The sequence below is a fragment of the Streptomyces sp. NPDC101191 genome, assembly GCF_044767915.1.
Taxonomy (GTDB): Bacteria; Actinomycetota; Actinomycetes; order Streptomycetales; family Streptomycetaceae; genus Streptomyces.
This window is the reverse complement of record NZ_JBIWOU010000008.1, coordinates 221,407-241,574: the sequence shown is the minus strand read 5'-3', so window position 1 is coordinate 241,574 and position 20,168 is coordinate 221,407. Positions and strand designations below refer to the sequence as shown.

Sequence of the window (20,168 nt, the reverse complement as noted above, 5' to 3'; positions counted from 1 at the left end):
GCTCCGAGGAGCGCTGGGGGGAGGAGGTGGGAGGGGGAGGGGGGGAGGCCCCCGGGGGCATCAGGATCACGTCAATACCCGCCCAGGCCGCCCACACCCGTACGGAATGTCCGTTTCGCTGGACGTAAGGTCGAGCCATGGGACGCGGGACACTACGGATCTACCTGGGCGCGGCACCGGGCGTCGGCAAGACGTACGCGATGCTGTCCGAGGGGCATCGGCGCGTCGAGCGGGGGACGGACTGTGTGGTCGCCTTCATGGAGCACCACGGGCGGCCGCGGACCGAAGTGATGCTGCACGGGCTGGAGCAGGTGCCCCGGCAGCGGATCGAGTACCGGGGGACCGCCTTCCCCGAGATGGACATCGACGCCGTGCTGGCCCGACGGCCCGCCGTGGCGCTCGTGGACGAGCTCGCCCACACCAACGTGCCCGGCTCACGCAACGCGAAGCGGTGGCAGGACGTCGAGGAACTGCTCGCCGCGGGGGTCGACGTCATATCGACCGTCAACATCCAGCACCTGGAGTCACTGGGTGACGTGGTCGAGTCGATCACCGGCGTACGGCAGCGGGAGACCGTACCCGACGAGGTGGTCAGGCGGGCCGACCAGATAGAGCTGGTCGACATGTCGCCGCAGGCCCTGCGACGTCGGATGGCGCACGGGAACATCTATCAGTCCGACAAGGTCGACGCGGCCCTGTCGAACTACTTCCGCCCCGGCAACCTCACCGCGCTGCGGGAGCTGGCGCTGCTCTGGACCGCCGACCGGGTCGACGAGTACCTGCGCGAGTACCGCGGTGAGCACAACATCCGTTCCACCTGGCAGGCCCGCGAGCGCATCGTCGTCGGCCTCACCGGCGGCCCCGAGGGGCGCACCCTCATCCGCCGCGCCGCCCGCCTCGCGGAGAAGGGCGCGGGCGGGGAGGTCCTCGCCGTCTACGTCTCCCGCAGCGACGGTCTCACCTCCGCCTCCCCGAAGGAGCTCGCCGACCAGCGGACCCTCGTCGAGGACCTCGGGGGAACGTTCCACCACGTCATAGGCGACGACGTGCCGTCCGCCCTCCTGGAGTTCGCCCGTGGCGTCAACGCCACGCAGATCGTCCTCGGCTCCAGCCGGCGCCGCTCCTGGCAGTACGTGCTCGGTCCCGGTGTCGGCCAGACCGTCGCCCGCGACTCCGGACCCGACCTCGACGTGCACATCGTCACCCACGAGGAGGCCGCCAAGGGCCGCGGTCTGCCCGTCGCCCGCGGTGCCCGGCTCGGCCGGGCGCGGATCCTGTGGGGCTGGGTGGTCGGCGTCGTCGCGCCCCTGCTGCTCACCCTGCTGCTCACGAACGTCGACGCGGACCTCGGGCTCGCCAACGACATGCTGCTGTTCCTGGCCCTGACGGTCGCCGCCGCCCTCCTCGGCGGATTCCTGCCGGCCCTCGTGGCCGCGGCCTTCGGCTCGCTGCTGCTCAACTGGTTCTTCACCCCGCCGATCCACCGGCTGACCATCGCCGATCCCACGAACATCGTGGCCATTGCCGTGTTCTTCGGCGTGGGCATGTCCGTGGCCTCCGTGGTCGATCTCGCCGCCCGCCGCACCCACCAGGCCGCCCGGCTGCGCGCCGAGTCCGAGGTCCTCTCGCATCTGGCGGGCAGTGTCCTGCGCGGGGAGTCCAGCCTGGAGGCCCTCCTCGAACGCGTCCGCGAGACCTTCTCCATGGACTCCGTCGCCCTCCTGGAACGCTCGGGCGACCTCGAACCGTGGACCTGTGCGGCGAGCGTCGGCGCCCGGCCCGTCGACCGGCCCGAGGAAGCCGACGTCGACATGCCCGTCGGTGACCACCTCGCGCTCGCCCTGACCGGCCGGGTGCTGCCCGCCGAGGACCGCCGCGTGCTGGGTGCGTTCGCCGCCCAGGCCGCCGTCGTCCTGGACCGTCAGCGCCTCGTCGGCGAGGCCGAGGAGGCCCGCCGGCTCGCCGAGGGCAACAAGATCCGCACCTCGCTCCTCGCCGCCGTCAGCCACGACCTGCGCACCCCGCTCGCCGGCATCAAGGCCTCTGTCTCCTCCCTGCGCTCCGACGATGTCGAGTGGTCCGAGGAGGACCGCGCCGTGCTCCTCGAAGGCATCGAGGAGGGTGCCGACCGGCTCGACCACCTCGTCGGCAACCTCCTCGACATGTCCCGGCTCCAGACCGGCACCGTGACTCCGCTCATCCGTCCGACGGACCTCGACGAGGTGGTGCCCATGGCGCTGGGCGGCGTCCCCGACGGGAGCGTCGAACTCGACATCCCCGAGACCCTGCCCATGGTCGCCGTCGACCGCGGCCTGCTGGAACGGGCCGTCGCCAACATCGTCGAGAACGCCGTGAAGTACAGCCCCGAGGGCGTCCCGGTCGCCGTCGGCGCCAGCGTGCTCGGCGAGCGGCTCGAACTGCGCGTGACAGACCGCGGGCCCGGCGTCCCCGACGCGGGCAAGGAGCGCATCTTCGAAGCCTTCCAGCGCTTCGGCGACGCCCCGCGCGGCTCGGGGGTCGGCCTGGGCCTGGCGGTCGCCCGCGGCTTCGTCGAGGCCATGGGCGGCACGGTCTCCGCCGAGGACACCCCGGGCGGCGGACTCACCATGGTCCTCACGCTCAGGACCGCCGCCGGCACCGCGCCCCCGCCCCCCGAGGCCGCCGCGACGACGTCCGCCCGCACGGCGTCCGCCCACACGACGTCCGTCCACACCTTCACGTAGCGCGGGCCCTGCCCCGTACCGCCGACTCGCACCCACTGCCTCCACCTCCCCCCCCGCACCGCCTACCCACGGAAAGAAGGGCACCCCTCCATGACCCGGGTCCTCGTGGTCGACGACGAGCCACAGATCGTCCGCGCCCTGGTGATCAACCTGAAGGCACGCAAGTACGAGGTCGACGCGGCGCCCGACGGCGCCACCGCCCTGCGGCTCGCCGCCGAGCGGCACCCCGACGTCGTCGTCCTCGACCTCGGTCTGCCCGACATGGACGGCGTCGAGGTGATCAAGGGCCTGCGCGGCTGGACCCGGGTGCCGATCCTGGTGCTCTCGGCCCGGCAGACCTCCGACGAGAAGGTGGAGGCGCTCGACGCGGGCGCCGACGACTACGTCACCAAGCCCTTCGGCATGGACGAGCTGCTGGCCCGGCTGCGTGCGGCGGTCCGCCGGGCCGAGCCGGTCGGCGGCGGTGAGGAGGGCGTCGTCGTGGTCGTCGAGACGGACGGCTTCAGCGTCGACCTGGCGGCGAAGAAGGTCCACCGCGACGGCAAGGACGTGCGGCTCACCCCGACCGAGTGGCACCTCCTGGAGGTCCTGGTCCGCAACAGCGGCCGCCTGGTCAGCCAGAAGCAACTGCTCCAGGAGGTGTGGGGACCCTCGTACGGCACCGAGACCAACTACCTCCGGGTGTACATGGCGCAGCTGCGCCGGAAGCTGGAGCAGGACCCCTCGCATCCGCGGCACTTCGTCACCGAACCGGGCATGGGCTACCGCTTCGAACACTGAGTTCGGTGCCGGGTTCCGTGTCGACGGGGGCCGGTACGCTTTCTGTATGAGTGCTGCACCCCGTACAGAGAAGCCGGCCGGGCGCTTCCGCCGCTTGCTCGACCGACTCTCCACTTCGCAGGAGGAGCTGGAGTCGGTGGAGCTCCAGGAAGACTCCGCGGCCTCCGGGTGCACCCGCATCTCGGACTGTTCCGACCGCGAGATAGTCAAGGTGACTGGTACTTTGCGCACGGTCACCCTGCGTCCCCGGGCGGGGGTGCCCGCGCTGGAGGCCGAGCTGTTCGACGGCACGGCACCGCTGGACGTCGTCTGGCTGGGCCGCCGGTCCATCGTGGGCATCGAACCGGGTCGCAAGCTGATCGCCTCCGGCCGTATCTCGATGAGCCACGGCCGGCGGGTCCTCTTCAATCCCAAATACGAGCTCCGACCGCTCGGACAGGAGTAGCCGGTGACGTCAGTCGACAAGCCGACCGCAGACCCGTCGGCCCCGGACCAGGACGCCCGGACCGACAAGGCGGTGACCGAGGCCGCGCTCTTCGAGGCGTTCGGCGGGGTTCGCGGCATGGTGGAGACGGTCCTGCCGGGCCTGCTCTTCGTGACGATCTACACGATCAACAAGAACCTGCATGTCTCGGCGATCGCCGCGCTCGCGGTCTCGGTCGTCCTCGTGGTCGTACGGCTGGTCCGCCGCGACACCGTCAAGCACGCCTTCAGCGGTGTCTTCGGCGTGGCATTCGGTGTCGTCTTCGCGATGATGACCGGCAACGCGAAGGACTTCTACCTGCCGGGCATGATCTACACGCTCGGTCTCGCGCTCGCGTACATCGTCACGACCCTCGCCGGCGTGCCCCTGATCGGCCTGATCCTCGGCCCGGTCTTCAAGGAGAACCTCTCCTGGCGCACCCGCAACCCGGGGCGCAAGAAGGCGTACGCGAAGGCCAGCTGGGCCTGGGGCCTGATCCTGCTCGCCAAGTGCGCGATCCTCTTCCCGCTCTACTGGTGGGCGGACACGGCGCAGCTCGGCTGGGTGCTGGTCGCCCTGAAGATCCCGCCGTTCCTGCTCGCGGTCTATCTGACCTGGGTGTTCCTCGCCAAGGCGCCGCCGCCGATCGACGTCTTCGCGGAGATGGAGGCCGAGGAGGAGGCCGAGAAGGCCCGCAAGGAGGCCGCGGCCAAGGGGCGTATCGAGCCGTAGCCGTGCGGCGGCGGCCGTTGCCGTGCAGCGGCCGCGGTGCCGTACGGCGGGACGCACGCCGCACCGCCGACGCAGCTCGTACCGCGTACCGCGTACTCGTACCGCGTACCTCGTACGGAAAGGGGCCCGGGACCTGTCACAGGTCCCGGGCCCCTTCGCGTAGCGGCGAGCGGCGCCCTCGGGAGGCGCCTCCCGAAGGCCGTCAGCTCTCCGTCGGCTCCCGGCGGACCGACAGCAGGTCCTCCAGTTGCTCCTCGCGCGCCTGGGTGGCCACGAACAGCAGCTCGTCGCCCGCCTCCAGGGTCTCCTCCGCGCTCGGCGTCAGGACCCGCGAGCCGCGGATGATGGTGACGAGCGAGGTGTCCTGCGGCCAGGCCACGTCGCCGACCTGCGTGCCCGCGATCGCCGACTCCGGCGGCAGCGTGAGCTCGACCAGGTTGGCGTCGCCGTGGCTGAAGCGCAGCAGCCGGACCAGGTCGCCGACGCTCACCGCCTCCTCCACCAGGGCCGACATCAGGCGGGGCGTGGAGACGGCGACGTCGACGCCCCACGCCTCGTTGAACAGCCACTCGTTCTTCGGGTTGTTGACCCGGGCGACCACGCGGGGCACGCCGTACTCGGTCTTGGCGAGCAGCGAGACGACCAGGTTCACCTTGTCGTCACCGGTCGCGGCGATCACGACGTTGCAGCGCTGCAGCGCGGCCTCGTCCAGCGAGGTGATCTCGCAGGCGTCCGCGAGCAGCCACTCCGCCTGCGGCACCCGCTCCACCGAGATGGCGGTCGGCGCCTTGTCGATGAGCAGGACCTCGTGGCCGTTCTCCAGGAGCTCGCCCGCGATGGACCGGCCCACCGCGCCGGCGCCGGCAATAGCGACACGCATCAGTGACCGCCCTCCTCGGGACCCTCGGCGAAGGCCGCCTCGACCTTGTCGATCTCGTCCGTGCGCATCATGACGTGCACGAGGTCGCCCTCCTGCAGCACCGTCTGCGAGGTCGGAAGAATCGCTTCGCCCAGCCGGGTGAGAAATGCCACGCGCACGCCGGTCTCCTCCTGGAGCCGGCTGACCTTGTGGCCGATCCACGCCGGGGAGGTGTGCACCTCGGCGAGCTGTACGCCGCCGCTCGGGTCACGCCACAGCGGCTCGGCGCCGGACGGCAGCAGCCGTCGCAGCATCTGGTCGGCGGTCCAGCGGACCGTCGCGACGGTGGGGATGCCCAGGCGCTGGTAGACCTCGGCGCGCCGGGGGTCGTAGATGCGGGCGGCGACGTTCTCGATGCCGAACATCTCGCGCGCGACCCGCGCCGCGATGATGTTGGAGTTGTCGCCGCTGCTCACCGCGGCGAAGGCGCCGGCCTCTTCGATGCCCGCCTCACGCAGCGTGTCCTGGTCGAAGCCCACGCCCGTGACCCGGCGGCCCCCGAAGCCCGAGCCCAGACGGCGGAACGCCGTCGGGTCCTGGTCCACGACGGCGACCGTGTGCCCCTGCTGCTCCAGGGTCTGCGCGAGAGCGGCTCCCACTCGCCCGCAGCCCATGATGACGATGTGCACGTCCCCTTACCCCGCACTCCTGATCGTCTTACTGACCTGCGAAAACACCCTGCTCACAACTTCCTGGCCGCGGATGCGGCCAACCCGTCCGGCTCGACGCCGGCCTGACACCGGCCCGTTTCGGACAGGTGCCCGGCCCGTCTGGCCCGGGCCGTGGCGGACCGGCACCGACGTGCTGTCCGGAACGAGCTTATGCGGCCACGGGGGTGGGGACCTCACGCAGCCCTCGTTAGAAACGCGTCAAGACACCGTCATGACCGCGTCAGCCGTGCCGAGGGGTACTCGCCGGGGCCCGCGCGGAGGTGGTACCCAGGGAGATTCCGTGCGGATAGGGGTGGTGGGTCGGCGCCGCCCTTTTCGAACGCTTACGATCCTCTGCGTGTCCAAACTGACCGACGTGCCCAAACGGATCCTGATCGGGCGGGCCCTGCGCAGCGACAAGCTCGGAGAGACCCTTCTCCCGAAGCGGATCGCCCTCCCCGTCTTCGCCTCCGACCCGCTGTCCTCGGTGGCGTACGCGCCGGGCGAGGTCCTTCTCGTCCTCTCCGTCGCTGGCCTGTCGGCGTACCACTTCAGCCCGTGGATCGCGCTGGCCGTCGTGGTGCTGATGTTCACGGTCGTCGCCTCGTACCGGCAGAACGTCCACGCGTACCCGAGCGGCGGCGGCGACTACGAGGTAGCCACCACCAACCTGGGGCCGAAGGCCGGACTGACCGTCGCGAGCGCCCTGCTCGTCGACTACGTCCTCACCGTCGCGGTGTCGATCTCCTCCGGCATCGAGAACCTCGGCTCGGCCGTGCCGTTCGTCGTCGAGCACAAGGTCGCCTCGGCCGTCGCGGTGATCGTGCTGCTGACGCTGATGAACCTGCGCGGCGTGAAGGAGTCCGGCGGCCTCTTCGCCATCCCGACGTACGTCTTCGTCTTCGGCGTCTTCGTGATGATCCTCTGGGGTGCCTGGCGAGGTCTCGTCCTCGACGACACCATGCGCGCGCCCACGGCCGACTTCCAGATCAAGGCCGAGCACCAGGGGCTGGCCGGATTCGCCCTTGTGTTCCTCCTGCTGCGGGCCTTCTCCTCCGGCTGTGCGGCGCTCACCGGTGTCGAGGCCATCTCCAACGGTGTGCCCGCCTTCCGCAAGCCGAAGTCGAAGAACGCCGCGACCACGCTCGCCCTCATGGGCGGTCTGGCCGTCACCATGTTCTGCGGCATCATCTTCCTCGCCATGGCCACCGACGTCCGGATGGCCGAGAAGCCCGCCGAGGACCTGCTCCTCAACGGCGTGCCGGTCGGCCCGGGCTACGTCCAGGACCCGGTCATCTCGCAGGTCGCCGCCGCCGTCTTCGGCCAGGACACGTTCTTCTTCATCCTGCTGGCCGCCGCCACCGCGCTCGTCCTGTTCCTGGCCGCCAACACGGCGTACAACGGCTTCCCGCTCCTGGGCTCGATCCTCGCCCAGGACCGCTACCTGCCCCGCCAGCTGCACACCCGCGGCGACCGCCTCGCCTTCTCCAACGGCATCGTGCTGCTGGCCGGCGCCGCCGCCCTGCTGGTGTGGATCTACGGCGCCGACTCGACGCGGCTCATCCAGCTGTACATCGTCGGTGTGTTCGTCTCCTTCACCCTGAGCCAGATCGGCATGGTCCGGCACTGGAACCGGCACCTGGCCACCGAGCGGGACCAGGCCAAGCGCCGCCACATGATCCGCTCCCGTGCGATCAACACCTTCGGCGCCTTCTTCACCGGCCTCGTCCTCGTCGTCGTCCTCGCGACCAAGTTCACCCACGGCGCGTGGGTCGCCCTGCTCGGCATGGTGATCTTCTACGTGACGATGACCGCGATCCGCCGCCACTACGACTCCGTCGCCGCGGAGATCGCCGCCGCCGAGGAGCGCCCCGACGAGTACGTCCGCCCCTCCCGGGTCCGGTCCGTCGTCCTCGTCTCCAAGCTCCACAAGCCCACCTTGCGCGCCCTCGCCTACGCGAAGCTGCTCCACGCCAACGAGCTGGAGGCGCTGACCGTCAACGTCGACCCGGCGGAGACCAAGGCGCTCAAGGAGGAGTGGGAGCGGCGCGGCATCAACGTGCCGCTGAAGATCCTCGACTCGCCGTACCGCGAGATCACCCGGCCGGTCATCGACTACGTGAAGAACCTCCGCAAGGAGAGCCCGCGCGACGCCGTCTCGGTCTACATCCCCGAGTACGTGGTCGGCCACTGGTACGAGCACCTGCTGCACAACCAGAGCGCCCTGCGCCTCAAGGGCCGCCTGCTCTTCACCCCGGGCGTCATGGTGACCTCGGTCCCGTACCAGCTCCAGTCCTCCGAGGTCGCGAAGAAGCGGGCGAGGAAGCGCCAGGAGTGGAACGCGCCGGGCTCGGTGCGCCGCGGCCCGGTCGAGAAGGGCGCGAAGGAACCGGCCGGAAAGAACCACTGAAAAAGAACAACTAGACTGGTGGGCTGCTGTCACGACAGCAGCCCACCAGTCTTCCCCCTTCCTCCCTGGAGCCCCCGGTCATGCAGAACACCCCTGTTGCGTCATTGGTCGGGGAGGAGTACGAGGTCGAGGTCGGCCCGGTGGCTCACGGCGGTCACTGCATCGCCCGCACCGAGGAGGGCCGGGTCCTCTTCGTCAGGCACGCGCTGCCGGGCGAGCGGGTCCGGGCCCGGGTCACCGAGGGCGAGGAGACCTCGCGCTTCCTGCGCGCCGACGCGGTCGAGATCCTCGAGGCCTCCAAGGACCGCATCGAGGCGCCGTGTCCCTTCGCCGGCCCCGGGAAGTGCGGCGGCTGCGACTGGCAGCACGCCAAGCCGGGCGCCCAGCGGCGCCTGAAGGGCGAGGTCATCGCCGAGCAGCTCAAGCGGCTCGCCGGCCTGACCCCCGAGGAGGCCGGCTGGGACGGCACCGTCTCGCCGGCCGAGGGCGACAAGGTCCCCGCGGGCGAGGTCCCGCAGTGGCGCACCCGCGTCCAGTACGCGATCGACGAATTCGGCCGACCCGGCCTGCGCAAGCACCGCTCGCACGAGGTCGAGGTGATCGACCACTGCATGATCGCGGCGGAGGGCGTCTCCGAGCTGGGCATCGAGCAGCGCACCTGGGAGGGCATGGCGTCCGTCGAGGCCATCGCCGCCAGCGGCTCGCAGGACCGTCAGGTGATCCTCACCCCGCGCCCGGGCGCCCGCCTTCCCATCGTGGAGCTCGACAAGCCCGTCTCCGTGATGCGCGTGGAGGAGAAGGACGGCGGCGTGCACCGCGTCCACGGCCGCCCCTTCGTCCGCGAGCGCGCCGACGAGCGCACCTACCGCGTCGGCAGCGGCGGCTTCTGGCAGGTCCACCCGAAGGCCGCGCAGACGCTCATGCTCGCCGTCATGCAGGGCCTGACGCCCCGCAAGGGCGAGACGGCCCTCGACCTGTACTGCGGCGTCGGCCTCTTCGCGGGCGCCCTCGCCGACCGCGTCGGCGACCAGGGCGCCGTCCTCGGCATCGAGTCCGGCAAGCGCGCGGTGGAGGACGCCCGCCACAACCTGGCCGACTTCCCGCGCGTCCGCATCGAGCAGGGCAAGGTCGAGTCGGTCCTCCCGCGCACCGGCATCACCGAAGTGGACCTCATCGTCCTCGACCCCCCGCGCGCCGGCGCCGGCAAGCAGACCGTCAAGCACCTCGCCTCCCTCGGCGCCCGCCGCATCGCCTACGTCGCCTGCGACCCGGCGGCCCTGGCCCGCGACCTGGCGTACTTCCGCGAGGGCGGCTACCGGGTCCGGACGCTGCGGGCGTTCGATCTGTTCCCGATGACGCATCATGTGGAGTGCGTGGCGATCCTTGAGCCGGCCGATAAGGGCCGCTGACCTGCTGTTTCTCCGAGTGTGCGTTATGGGTGTTGCGTGCGTTAGGTGCGATCTTGAGGCATATTCGACGCACGCGGCGCACGTATGACGCACGGACGGCGCGGTTTCTGATGGGTCGGCATGCGTGATTGGCGACCGCCGGGCGGAGCCCTCGGCTGTGTAGCCGTGGGTACCTTGAGGTGGCGGCCGAGCTCGTGGGGCCGCGAGGAGGCGCGTGACCTCCTGGAGATCTTGGAGACCGGGTAAGGCAAGCACGCCTTCTACGAGGAATTCCTCCGCGGGGCCTCATGACCGGCGGACGGCTGAACACGAAGGGGCGGTTGTGCCGGGCTCCGGGGCGCCGCTCCTTCTGCGTACTCCGTCGTGCGTCAGGGCAGGCGGCGTGGCCGGGATCAGATTTTCTCGGCAGTTACGCGTGGGTGGTCGGCGGTGAGCAGGGTGATGTCCTCGACGTCGGACGTCAGGATCGTGACGCGGCCCGGCTGGGCGAGCGCGGTGGCGCAAAGTATGGCATCGATGGCGTACTTGTGACCGTGGAGCCCGGCTGTGCGTAGCAGGGTGGCGGCGGACTGGGCGAGGGCCTGGGTGACCGGTTCGACCCGGAGGCGGGACAGCGTCCATTTCAGAGCGGCATCGTTGATTCGGGGGTGGATCACTTCGACGAGTACCGCGGCGGAGGTGAGCACTGGAAGGTCGGCGTCGCGGGCGGCCGTGAGCCACTCGTGGACCTCGCGGTCGCGCTGGACGGCCTTGGCCAGGCCCTCACTGTCCAGGATCAGGGCGCCGCTCACGCGGCAGCCCCGGTCCCGGAGGAGGCGCCGCCGGTGAGCTTTGCCCGCTTGGCGGCCACCGCCTCCGGGTCGGCGGGCCCGTGGGTCTTGTCGAAGTCGGCGATCAACTCGTCCAGGTTGTCGCGCTCGATCTGCCGCTGCGCGGCCTTCTCCAGGTATGCGGACACACCCCGCTTGCCGACCCGCTCACGGATCGCTTGCAGGGTGCCGGCGGTCAGGGAGACGGAGATACCGCTGCTGGGACCGTCGCCGGGAGGGAAGTCGGTGTCGTCGTCAGCCATAGGGCGAGTATCGCATTTCAAATGCTATACGGCGATCCCCTTGCTGCCGGTCAGTCCCGGAGATCCTCTGCGGGTGCATGAGGTGCGTGGTGGACGTGGCGGGCGATATCCGACGCTGAGATGACGTTCGTGCCGCCCGTTCTGGCATGACGTCAGAGCTGAGGGCCCCCTGCGGCAGTCAGTGACCGGCGGCTCCTTGGCGGGCCCCGGTCTCTGAGCCCGCAACGGGCCGCGGTCCGCTGATCGGCGGGCCCGTGCGCAGCCGGGGGCAGTGCGTGATCCCGCCCGCAGGGGACCGTTGCCAGCCCGTAGGGGCGGAGCACGGTCCGCGGCGGGGGAGGGCGTCACACGGCTGCGGGGAAGCGTTCCCAGACACGGTGGGACGCCAGCAGTTCCAGCAACCGGGGTACCGCTTGCGGTCCGTCCGACAGGATGACGCCGGGTTCACCGGCGGAGATGCCGGCGGCCTCGAAGAGTGCTTCGGCTCCGTCCCAGCCCGCGAGGGCCTTGCCGTGCCGGTACGCCTCGGTCAGCAGTGTCAGCACCCGCGGGTCACCGATGGCCTGGCCGGGAGCGCCCGCCTTGGCGTCGCGGGCGCCGTACGCGTCGGCCCCGGCTTGTGGGGCGCCCAGGAAGACCAAGGCGTCGAATTCGACGGAGCGGGCGGTGGCGAAGGTGCGCTGCACGGTGACAGGGTCGCCGCCCTTGCCCAGCACTCCGCCGGCCGCCGCCACGACCAGCGGCACCATGCCGGCGTCCAGTACGGCCTCGCGGACCGCACGCACACCGGTCGTGTCGACGGCCTGATCGGTGACGATGCCGACGACGCGTCCGTCCAGGGGCCAGGTGGCGCCGACCTGCGACAGGCGGGGGCTCGGGGTGACGTCGGCGAGGGGTTCGGTGGCGGCGGGCGCGGCCAGGCCCAGGCCGGCGGCGACCTGCGCGCACAGCTCCGGGTCGATGTTGGCGAGGACGGCCAGGGTGCGTTCCTTGATCGCCTGCTCGTAGCACTTGGACAGCTCGAAGGCGTAGGCGGCGATGATGTGCTCGCGCTCGACGCGGCTCATGCTCCGCCAGAACAGGCGCGGCTGGGAGAAGTGGTCGTCGTACGAGGCCGGGGCCTCCCGGACCTTGCGTCCGGCCGGTACCTCCACCGGTACTTCGATGAACGCCCCGGTGTCGGCGCCGGCGAAGAAGGGGCAGCCGCCGTCGAGGCTGTTGGGCTTGTACGGGGCGGCCCCCCGGTGCACGGCCGTCTGGTGGAAGCCGTCGCGGAGCATGTCGTTGACGGGGGCGTGCGTGCGGTTGATCGGGATCTGCGCGAAGTTGGGGCCGCCGAGCCGGGTGAGCTGGGTGTCCAGGTAGGAGAAGTTGCGTCCGGCGAGCAGCGGGTCGTCGGTGGCGTCGATGCCCGGGACGAGGTGGCCGGGGTGGAAGGCGACCTGTTCCACCTCGGCGAAGAAGTTCGACGGGTTCGCGTTCAGCGTCAGCAGCCCGACCGGTTTCACCGGCGCGAGCTCCTCGGGCACGAACTTCGTCGCGTCGAGGAGGTCGATGCCCTCGAACATCTGGTCGTCGGTGTCGGGGAAGGTCTGGATCCCCAGCTCCCACTGCGGGAACGCACCCGCCTCGATGGCGTCGAAGAGGTCCCGGCGGTGGAAGTCGGGATCCACCCCGCCCAGGATCTGCGCCTCCTCCCAGACGAGGGAGTGGACGCCCAGCCTGGGCTTCCAGTGGAACTTCACCAGCGTCGTGATGCCTTCGGCGTTGACGAGGCGGAAGGTATGGACGCCGAAGCCCTCCATCATCCGGTACGAGCGGGGGATGCCCCGGTCGGACATGTTCCACAGGGTGTGGTGGGTGGCTTCGGTGTGCAGGGAGACGAAGTCCCAGAACGTGTCGTGCGCGGACTGGGCCTGCGGGATCTCCCGGTCCGGGTGGGGCTTGGCGGCGTGGGCGATGTCGGGGAACTTGATGGCGTCCTGGATGAAGAACACGGGAATGCTGTTCCCGACGAGGTCGAAGACGCCTTCCTCCGTGTAGAACTTGGTGGCGAAGCCGCGGGTGTCGCGCACCGTGTCGGCGGAGCCGCGCGAGCCCAGCACGGTGGAGAACCGCACGAAGACCGGCGTCTCGACGTCCCGGGCGAGGAAAGCGGCTTTGCTGACCTCCTGCGCCGTGCCGTAGGACTGGAACACGCCGTGCGCGGCCGCGCCTCGGGCATGGACCACGCGCTCCGGAATCCGCTCGTGGTCGAAGTGCATGAGCTTCTCGCGCAGATGGTGGTCCTGCAGCAGCACCGGCCCCCGCGGGCCCGCCTTCAGCGAGTGGTCGGTATCGGGCAGGCGCGTGCCCTGGGCCGTGGTCAGGTACGCGCCGCTCTGCGCCGACCTGGCCTGCTCCGCGCCGGTGGGCTGCCCGGTCGGGCTCACCGTCTCCGGGCCGCTCTGGTCCGCCTTCGGCGGGAGCGGCTCCACGGGAACAACGGGTTCGACGAGCTGGGGAGAGACCGGAGCGGGCTTGCCGGGGACTCCCCCTTCGGGGCCCTCTGCCGGACCCGAGTGCAGGGCGGCGTTCTTGTCGGCGACAGCCTTCACCGGTTTCTTCTCGGACATCACATCTCCAGACGCAAGCAGGGGGTGCCCTCGGGCCCTGTACGTGTGACCGGAAGCCATGCCTCCTGAAACCTTGGCTAGCCTGTCCGGTCGTGGCGGTCGTGGCGGTCGTGGCGGTCGTGGCGGTCGCGCGGTCCTGGCGACCGACCGTTTCGGAACTTCGGCCGTGAGCCTCTTGCGCGGCCAGGGCGAGGGTGGGGCGTGGGCAGGGGAGGGCGGGGCGTGGGCAGGGCGCCGATGCCGGGGCCACGCACGCGCGAGGACCTTGGGGCGTACGGCGGGGGCGCGCGGGTCCGCGGTCGCGCGACCCTCATCGCTCCGGCGAGCTCGACGCCTCGCTGGTCCGTCACGACTCCGGGGGGTCCCGCCGTTCCAGAGGGTGCAGGGCCGGGCCCTGCACCACGTCGCCGTCGATGCCGAAGCGGGAGCCGTGGCACGGGCACTCCCAGGTGCGTTCGGCGTTGTTGAAGGCGACGATGCACCCCAGGTGGGTGCAGACGGCGGACACCGCGTGCAGCTCGCCCTCGTCGTCGCGGTGCACGGCGCACGGTTTGCCTTCCACCCGGACCACGGTCCCCTCACCAGGCCGCAGGTCTCCGACGGAGCCCCCCGTGCCGTCGCCGAACGTGTCGAGGCGGTCCTTGACGAAGTGTTTGCCGGTGTCCCACTGCGCCTTGAGGAACGCCGGTGCGGCCTGCACGGCGGAGCCGAGACGGCCGGGGTCGTAGAGGCTGGCCCACCGGTGGGGCGCGCCGTCGACGAGAGAGGCGATGAGCGCCCCGGCCATGACCCCGCCCGTCATTCCCCAGCCGCCGAAGCCGGTGGCGACGTACACGTTCTCGCCGCCCGTGGGGAGCCTGCCCACGAGTGGCACGGTGTCCGTCGGGCTGTTGTCCTGAGCCGCCCATCGGTGGGAGATCTCCACCTCCGGGAAGTGCCGCTCGGTCCAGGCCTCCAGGCGGGCGTATCCCGCCTCGGTGTCTTCGCCGGTGCCGGGGGTGAACGCCTCGCCGGTGACGATGAGCAGGCGGTTGCCGTCCGCGAGGGGAGAGGTGCGGACGGAGCGTTTGCCGCCTTCCGTGGTGATGTACATGCCGTCGGGGTCTCGACCGGCGGGCAGCGAGCCCGCGACCACCAGGTCGCGGTGCTGGGTGAGCCGGGCGGCGAGCACGGCGTGGTCGAAGACGGGGTGGTGCGTGGCCACCACGACGTGGCGGGCCGAGACGGTCACCCCGGCCTCCGTGGTGAGTCGGCAGGGATCACCGTCGTCGAGGCGGGTGACCCGGGTGCCCTCGTGGATCCGGCCGCCGTGCGCGACGATGTCGTCGACGAGCCCGCGCAGGTACTTCAGCGGATGGAACTGGGCCTGGTCCTCCACCCTGACGGCGCCGGCGACGGGGAAGGGGAGACCGGTCTCGGTGACGAACGAGGCGGCGAGGCCGGCCGAGCGCGCCGCCTCGGCCTCGGCTCGCAGCGCGTCGACGGCGTCCGGTCGCTCGCAGTAGGTGAGGCCCGGGCGGGTCTCGAGCTCGCAGTCGACGCCCAGCTGCCCGGCCACGTCGAACACGTGGCGCAGGGCGGCGCTCTGGGAATCCGCGTAGTCGCGGGCCGCTCGCTCCCCGTGGGTTCTCCGAAGCGTGTCGTACACGGAGGTGTGCAGGGCGGTGAGCTTCCCCGTCGTATGCCCGGTGACGCCGCTCGCGAGCCGGTGCGCCTCCAGCACGACGACGCTCCGCCCCGTCCGCGCGAGCTCCCAGGCCGTACTCAACCCCGCGATGCCGCTGCCGATGACCGCGACGTCCGCCTCGGCGGGTCGGGTAAGGGGGGCGAAGGACGGAAAGGCCACCGTCCGCATCCAGTAGGACCGTCCGGCATCGGGAAGTCGCTGCATGGTCTGCGGCTGCCCGCGGAACCGAAACTGATGCGCGGTCGCTCCGCCCGGACGGGTGCACCGCCGTTCCCCCGCCCCACCGGTGCGCCCTCGCGTCGGCGTCCGCGCACCGGGCGGGCTCCCGCGGTCCCCGCAGCGCCGCCGACTCCCGGACGGGCCGCGCCCGCGGAGGCGTCGGCGGCTGCGACGGCCTACCGTGGGACGCATGCGGCTCCTGCTGACCTCGGACACCCATGTCCCCGCCCGCGCCGCGTCCCTTCCGGAAGCCCTCATGGCAGCCGTCGCCGACGCCGACGCCGTCATCCACGCCGGTGACTGGATCGACGAAGCCACGCTCGACCTGCTGGAGTCGCGGTCCCGCCGGCTGATCGGCGTGTACGGCAACAACGACGGCCCGGGACTGCGCCGCAGGCTTCCGGAGGTCGCCCACGCCGAGCTGGAGGGGTTGCGGTTCGCGGTCGCGCACGAGACGGGTGCGGCCGCGGGCCGGGAGCGGCGCTGCGCCGCGCGCTTCCCCGACGTGGACGTCCTGGTGTTCGGTCACAGCCACATCCCGTGGGACACCCGCGCCGGGCGTCTGCGTCTGCTGAACCCGGGCTCGCCGACGGACCGCAGGCGCCAGCCCTTCTGCTCCTTCATGACGCTGACCGTGGCCGACGCGAGGCTGTACGACGTGACGCTCCACCGTCTGCCCCGCGCCGCCGCCCCGTCCCGGGCCCCTTCGCCGAGGGCTTCGGCACCGCCGGAGACACCTGCCGGGGGGTAGGTGTCGGTCGGACGGCGGCCGAAACCGTTCTCGGCCGGTTCCGGAGCGGTCACGCGCATCACGGCAGGGATCACCGCAGCAGGGATCGCCGCGGCAGGGATCACCGCGGCAGGGATCACCGCGGCAGGGGCCGTCACGGCAGGGGCCGTCACGGCAGGGATCACCACGGCAGGGGCCATCACGGCAGAGGCGTGCCGCCCGTGGCGTTCACGATCTCGCCGGTGATGTAGCTCGCCTGCGGCGAGGCGAGGAACACGTACGCGGGTGCCATCTCGGCGGGCTGGGCCGGCCGGCCCAGCGGCGACTGGGCGCCGAACTCCTTCGCGTCCGGCATCGTCGCCGGGATGAGCGGCGTCCACACGGGCCCGGGTGCGACCCCGTTGACGCGGATGCCCCGCTCGGCGAGCATCTGCGCCAGCCCATGCGTGAAGGACACGATCGCTGCTTTGGTCATCGCGTAGTCGAGGAGATGCGGGCTGGGCTGGTAGCCCTGGACGGACGTCGTGTTGATGACGCAGCCGCCCTTCGGCATGTGCGCGAGGGCCTTACGGGTCAGCCAGAACATCCCGTACAGGTTCGTCTTCATCACCCGGTCGAACTGCTCCGTCGTGATCGCCTCGATCCCGTCGGGCTGCGACATCTGGTACGCGGCGTTGTTCACGAGGATGTCGACGCGCCCGAGTTCGGCCACGGCCCGGTCGACCAGGGCCGTGCACTCCTCCTCGTCGCGGATGTCGCACGCGACGGCCACGGCCGTGCGGCCCGCCTCGCGCACCAGCCGGGCCGTCTCCGCCGCCTCGTCCGATTCCTCGGCCAGATGGGTGAAGACGACGTCGGCGCCTTCCCGGGCGAAGGCCAGGCACACGGCCCTGCCGATCCCGGAATCGCCCCCGGTGACGACGGCCGCCCGGTCGAAGAGGAGGTCGTGCCCCCGGTAGGAGTCCTCACCGTGGTCGGGCCGGGGATCCATCCCCTCGGTGAACCCGGGGTGGTCCTGCTCCTGGTCGGGAAAGGGCGGGCGGGGGTGGCGGGTCACGGGGTCGGGAACGTGCCGTTCTTCGTGCGACATGGGATCTCCATGGGGCGCCCGTCCGGGCGGATCGGGGAGTGCCCGTCACCGTTCCACCGGCAGGGGTGCCGGGAGACGGCGGCCACTCCGTATCGACTGTGGTCAGTGACCGAGAGCGGTCTTCGGCTGCTGCGTGTTCATGGTGAGCGGCCCTCGACGCGGCGTTCTTCGCCTCGTCCTCGTGGGTGTGATGTCAAGGTCATCGTGCGCGTACCCGGATCGGCCCGCATCTCACGTGGGTCGGCCCGCATCTGACGTGGATCGGCCCGAATCTCACGTGGATCGGACGGTGCGTCCCGTGCCCGCCCGTGGCCGGTACCGGCTTCGGGGCGCCGACGACATCGTCGTCGGCGCGCGTGGTGTGCTGTGCCGGTCCACCGACCGGAAGCCGACCGGAAGCAGTATGGGGACGCCGCAGGCCCGACCAGCGGGACCCTCCGCGGTGCGGCGTGAAAGGAACAGCCGTGAACGAGCCGGACGCAGGACCCCTGCTGCTGTTTGCCAACTTCCTCTCGGACTTGGCGGTCGACCTGAACGAAGGCCGGGTGCTGGCGCAGTGGGCCCAGCAGGCGCCGCGCAAGGCGTGGTTGCTGCGGGAGGGCGACGCACTGGTCACCCCCGGCTCGCTGAGCGAGGGGTTCCGGCGGTACGTGAGCGACCTGACGGGGGTGGCCCGGGAACGGACGACCGTCATCGAGGTGCCACCGGCCGGCGCGGTCCCGCTGGCCCGGGCGGTACGCGAGGCGGGGCTGATGGAACGGGTGGCCGCTCACGCGCGGCCGGGGACGGCGTTGTTGCCGACCGCTGCCGACGCGTCGGCCGTCGGGTTCGCGCGCGAACTCGGGCTGACCGTCCATCCGTACGAGACGGTCGACGATGCCGCCGCCGCTCTGCCGGTGACCATGCTGTTGAACACGAAGGCCGGCTTCCGCCGAGCGGCCGCGCGGCTGGACATGCGACTGCCGGCGGGACGGGTCTGCCGCCGACCCGAAGTCGAGGAGGTCGTACGGCAGCTGCTCGCGCGGTACGAGCAGGTGGTGGTGAAGCCCGACCGCTCCGCAGGGGGCCACGGGATGCGCTTCCTCTCAGGGAAGGACGGGGAAGGAGCGGGCCTGGCGCTGGCGACGGTCGGCGGCCCGCGGGGAACGTGGGTGGTGGAGGAGTGCGTGGCCGTGGCCGAGTCGGTGAGCATCCAGATGGAGAACACGGCTTCAGGCACTCGTGCCATGTTCAGCGGGGCGATGCGGACGGAACAGGGCTCCTTCACCGGATACGCGTCACCCCTGCCGATGTCGTGTGCGCACGTGGCCGGCGAGCTGGAGGAGTGGGGGAGGGAACTGGGCCGCCACCTGGCCGCCCACGGCTACCTCGGCCCGTTCGGAATCGACGCACTCGTGGACGCGGACGGAGTGCTGTACGCCAGTGAGAGCAACGTCCGCAGGACCGCCACCACCACGCCCCACGCCATGGTCACCCGGCTCGCGGCCGCGTCGGGCGCGGCCCACCCGGCGTGGACGGTGTCGAAGGGGCACGCCCGGACGGCATTCGGTCTGGCGGAAGCCCTCGACCGGCTGCGTGCCCACCGGCTCGCGTTCGACCCGGCGCGGGGGGAGGGGGTGGTCCTCTACGCGGACGCGCCGCCGGACGGCCGCTCCTGGCGCTACGCGGTCATCGCGGCCCACCCGGACGGGGTGAGCGAGTGGGAAGGCGGGCTGGTGGAGGCCTTCGGGCTCGAGTGAACGGCCGCCGCGCCCCCGGCCGCCTGAGGGTCGGCGAAGGCCCGGGGGTCAGCCGACCGCCCCGGGCCGCCCGAGGGTCGGCGAAGGGCCCGGGATCAACCGACCGCCCCGGGCCGCCCGAATGCCGGCGAAGGCCCCGGGATCAACCGACCGCCCCGGGCCGCCCGAATGCCGGCGAAGGCCCGGGGATCAACCGACCGCCCCCGGCTCGTCGGCGGGGCGGGATGCGCACCCGCGGGGCACACTGGTGCCCAAGAGTGCCGCTGAGCTACCCGCTCACCGCTCCGCCAGGCCCGGACCCGTCTCGCGAGGGGAGGAGGACGAGTAGCAGTGGCGACTCCCACGCCCGGTACGGCGCTGATCGTGATCGACATGCTCAACACCTACGCCCACGAGGACGCCGACGCCCTGGTCCCGTCCGTCCGCGAGGCCCTTCCCGCGATCACCACACTCCTCGAGAACGCGCGGGCGAGTGCGTCCCCGGTCGTCTACGTGAACGACAACTTCGGCGAATGGCGCTCCCATCACGGGGAGATCCTGCGAGCCGCCCTCGCCGGCCGGCACGCCGACCTGGTGGAACCGGTGGCACCTGACGACGAGTCCCTCTTCGTGGTGAAGGCGCGGCACTCGATCTTCTTCGAGACCGCTCTGGCGTACCTGCTGAACCAGCTCGGAACCGAGCGCCTGGTCCTGTGCGGCCAGGTGACCGAGCAGTGCGTGCTGTACTCGGCCCTGGACGCTCACATCCGGCACTTCGACGTCGTCGTGGCGCAGGACGCGGTCGCCCACATCGACGCGGAGCTGGCCGCCGCGGCCCTGCGGATGATGCGTACCAACATGTCCGCCGTGATCTCCCCGGTGAACGACATCGCCTTCGACGCCCGGTCGGCGCCGTGAGCCGGACGGTCGACGAGACCGACCGCGCCGCCG

General features: G+C 71.4%; 16 protein-coding genes. 9 read left to right on the top strand and 7 right to left on the bottom strand.

Annotated elements, in window-relative coordinates; translation table 11 throughout:
* The first annotated feature begins 137 nt into the window (after positions 1–137).
* The 4 genes from ACIRQF_RS29400 to ACIRQF_RS29385 all read left to right on the top strand — a co-directional run bounded on the left by ACIRQF_RS29400 (position 138) and on the right by ACIRQF_RS29385 (position 4,698).
* Positions 138–2,723 (top strand): DUF4118 domain-containing protein, encoded by a 2,586-nt coding sequence (locus tag ACIRQF_RS29400; RefSeq protein WP_404096479.1) that lies wholly within the window; start codon positions 138–140, stop codon positions 2,721–2,723.
* 90 nt (positions 2,724–2,813) lie between these two features.
* Positions 2,814–3,503 (top strand): response regulator, encoded by a 690-nt coding sequence (locus ACIRQF_RS29395; RefSeq protein ID WP_376628695.1) that lies wholly within the window; start codon positions 2,814–2,816, stop codon positions 3,501–3,503.
* 46 nt (positions 3,504–3,549) lie between these two features.
* The gene (locus ACIRQF_RS29390; RefSeq protein WP_365340625.1) at positions 3,550–3,948 is read left to right on the top strand and encodes an OB-fold nucleic acid binding domain-containing protein; all 399 of its coding nucleotides are present in this window, start codon (positions 3,550–3,552) and stop codon (positions 3,946–3,948) included.
* 3 nt (positions 3,949–3,951) lie between these two features.
* A complete protein-coding gene (locus ACIRQF_RS29385) occupies positions 3,952–4,698 on the top strand; it encodes a DUF3159 domain-containing protein (protein WP_404096476.1) in 747 nt (248 codons plus the stop codon).
* Positions 4,699–4,900: 202 nt separating this feature from the next.
* Here the strand turns inward: ACIRQF_RS29385 and ACIRQF_RS29380 are convergent, their stop codons facing one another.
* Positions 4,901–5,578: a potassium channel family protein gene (locus ACIRQF_RS29380; RefSeq protein ID WP_376628699.1), complete on the bottom strand. Its 678-nt coding sequence runs from the start codon at positions 5,576–5,578 to the stop codon at positions 4,901–4,903.
* Complete coding sequence (locus ACIRQF_RS29375; protein WP_046911473.1) at positions 5,578–6,246, bottom strand: TrkA family potassium uptake protein; 669 nt, start codon at positions 6,244–6,246, stop codon at positions 5,578–5,580. The genes ACIRQF_RS29380 and ACIRQF_RS29375 overlap by 1 nt, the downstream gene beginning before the upstream one ends.
* A 379-nt stretch (positions 6,247–6,625) precedes the next feature.
* On the opposite strand from ACIRQF_RS29375, the gene ACIRQF_RS29370 reads away from it, so the two are divergent.
* Together ACIRQF_RS29370 and ACIRQF_RS29365 are read left to right on the top strand one after the other, a co-directional pair.
* Positions 6,626–8,677, top strand: coding sequence for an APC family permease (locus ACIRQF_RS29370; protein ID WP_376628701.1), 2,052 nt, complete (start codon positions 6,626–6,628; stop codon positions 8,675–8,677).
* Between the two features lie 80 nt (positions 8,678–8,757).
* Entirely contained in the window at positions 8,758–10,086 is a 1,329-nt protein-coding gene (locus ACIRQF_RS29365) for a class I SAM-dependent RNA methyltransferase (protein ID WP_404096472.1), read from the top strand.
* A gap of 392 nt (positions 10,087–10,478) precedes the next feature.
* On the opposite strand, the gene ACIRQF_RS29360 is transcribed toward ACIRQF_RS29365, so the two are convergent.
* From ACIRQF_RS29360 to ACIRQF_RS29345, 4 genes are all read right to left on the bottom strand, one after another.
* The gene (locus tag ACIRQF_RS29360) at positions 10,479–10,877 is read right to left on the bottom strand and encodes a DNA-binding protein (protein ID WP_404096470.1); all 399 of its coding nucleotides are present in this window, start codon (positions 10,875–10,877) and stop codon (positions 10,479–10,481) included.
* Entirely contained in the window at positions 10,874–11,158 is a 285-nt protein-coding gene (locus tag ACIRQF_RS29355; protein ID WP_404096467.1) for a hypothetical protein, read from the bottom strand. Before ACIRQF_RS29355 ends, ACIRQF_RS29360 begins: the two co-directional genes overlap by 4 nt.
* Before the next feature lie 344 nt (positions 11,159–11,502).
* Complete coding sequence (locus ACIRQF_RS29350; protein ID WP_404096464.1) at positions 11,503–13,773, bottom strand: catalase; 2,271 nt, start codon at positions 13,771–13,773, stop codon at positions 11,503–11,505.
* A 346-nt stretch (positions 13,774–14,119) separates the two neighbouring features.
* Positions 14,120–15,664, bottom strand: coding sequence for an FAD-dependent oxidoreductase (locus ACIRQF_RS29345; RefSeq protein WP_404096462.1), 1,545 nt, complete (start codon positions 15,662–15,664; stop codon positions 14,120–14,122).
* 205 nt (positions 15,665–15,869) lie between these two features.
* Here ACIRQF_RS29345 and ACIRQF_RS29340 point away from each other — a divergent pair, with 205 nt between their 5' ends.
* Positions 15,870–16,430, top strand: coding sequence for a metallophosphoesterase family protein (locus ACIRQF_RS29340; protein ID WP_404096459.1), 561 nt, complete (start codon positions 15,870–15,872; stop codon positions 16,428–16,430).
* Between the two features lie 178 nt (positions 16,431–16,608).
* On the opposite strand, the gene ACIRQF_RS29335 is transcribed toward ACIRQF_RS29340, so the two are convergent.
* A complete protein-coding gene (locus ACIRQF_RS29335; RefSeq protein ID WP_404096458.1) occupies positions 16,609–17,499 on the bottom strand; it encodes a glucose 1-dehydrogenase in 891 nt (296 codons plus the stop codon).
* Between the two features lie 464 nt (positions 17,500–17,963).
* Between ACIRQF_RS29335 and ACIRQF_RS29330 the strand changes: the two genes are divergently transcribed.
* Both ACIRQF_RS29330 and ACIRQF_RS29325 read left to right on the top strand, forming a co-directional pair.
* Positions 17,964–19,238: a peptide ligase PGM1-related protein gene (locus ACIRQF_RS29330; protein ID WP_404096455.1), complete on the top strand. Its 1,275-nt coding sequence runs from the start codon at positions 17,964–17,966 to the stop codon at positions 19,236–19,238.
* Positions 19,239–19,568: 330 nt separating this feature from the next.
* The gene (locus ACIRQF_RS29325; RefSeq protein ID WP_404096453.1) at positions 19,569–20,135 is read left to right on the top strand and encodes a cysteine hydrolase family protein; all 567 of its coding nucleotides are present in this window, start codon (positions 19,569–19,571) and stop codon (positions 20,133–20,135) included.
* Positions 20,136–20,168: the final 33 nt, after the last annotated feature.

What these genes read in the sequence shown, in the direction of transcription:
- ACIRQF_RS29390 (WP_365340625.1), top strand. Translation starts at nt 3,550, where the DNA reads ATGAGTGCTGCACCCCGTACAGAGAAGCCGGCCGGGCGCTTCCGCCGC.
- ACIRQF_RS29340 (WP_404096459.1), top strand. Translation starts at nt 15,870, where the DNA reads ATGCGGCTCCTGCTGACCTCGGACACCCATGTCCCCGCCCGCGCCGCG.
- ACIRQF_RS29400 (WP_404096479.1), top strand. Translation starts at nt 138, where the DNA reads ATGGGACGCGGGACACTACGGATCTACCTGGGCGCGGCACCGGGCGTC.
- ACIRQF_RS29380 (WP_376628699.1), bottom strand. Translation starts at nt 5,578, where the DNA reads ATGCGTGTCGCTATTGCCGGCGCCGGCGCGGTGGGCCGGTCCATCGCG.
- ACIRQF_RS29350 (WP_404096464.1), bottom strand. Translation starts at nt 13,773, where the DNA reads ATGTCCGAGAAGAAACCGGTGAAGGCTGTCGCCGACAAGAACGCCGCC.
- ACIRQF_RS29365 (WP_404096472.1), top strand. Translation starts at nt 8,758, where the DNA reads ATGCAGAACACCCCTGTTGCGTCATTGGTCGGGGAGGAGTACGAGGTC.
- ACIRQF_RS29335 (WP_404096458.1), bottom strand. Translation starts at nt 17,499, where the DNA reads ATGTCGCACGAAGAACGGCACGTTCCCGACCCCGTGACCCGCCACCCC.
- ACIRQF_RS29355 (WP_404096467.1), bottom strand. Translation starts at nt 11,158, where the DNA reads ATGGCTGACGACGACACCGACTTCCCTCCCGGCGACGGTCCCAGCAGC.
- ACIRQF_RS29345 (WP_404096462.1), bottom strand. Translation starts at nt 15,664, where the DNA reads ATGCAGCGACTTCCCGATGCCGGACGGTCCTACTGGATGCGGACGGTG.
- ACIRQF_RS29395 (WP_376628695.1), top strand. Translation starts at nt 2,814, where the DNA reads ATGACCCGGGTCCTCGTGGTCGACGACGAGCCACAGATCGTCCGCGCC.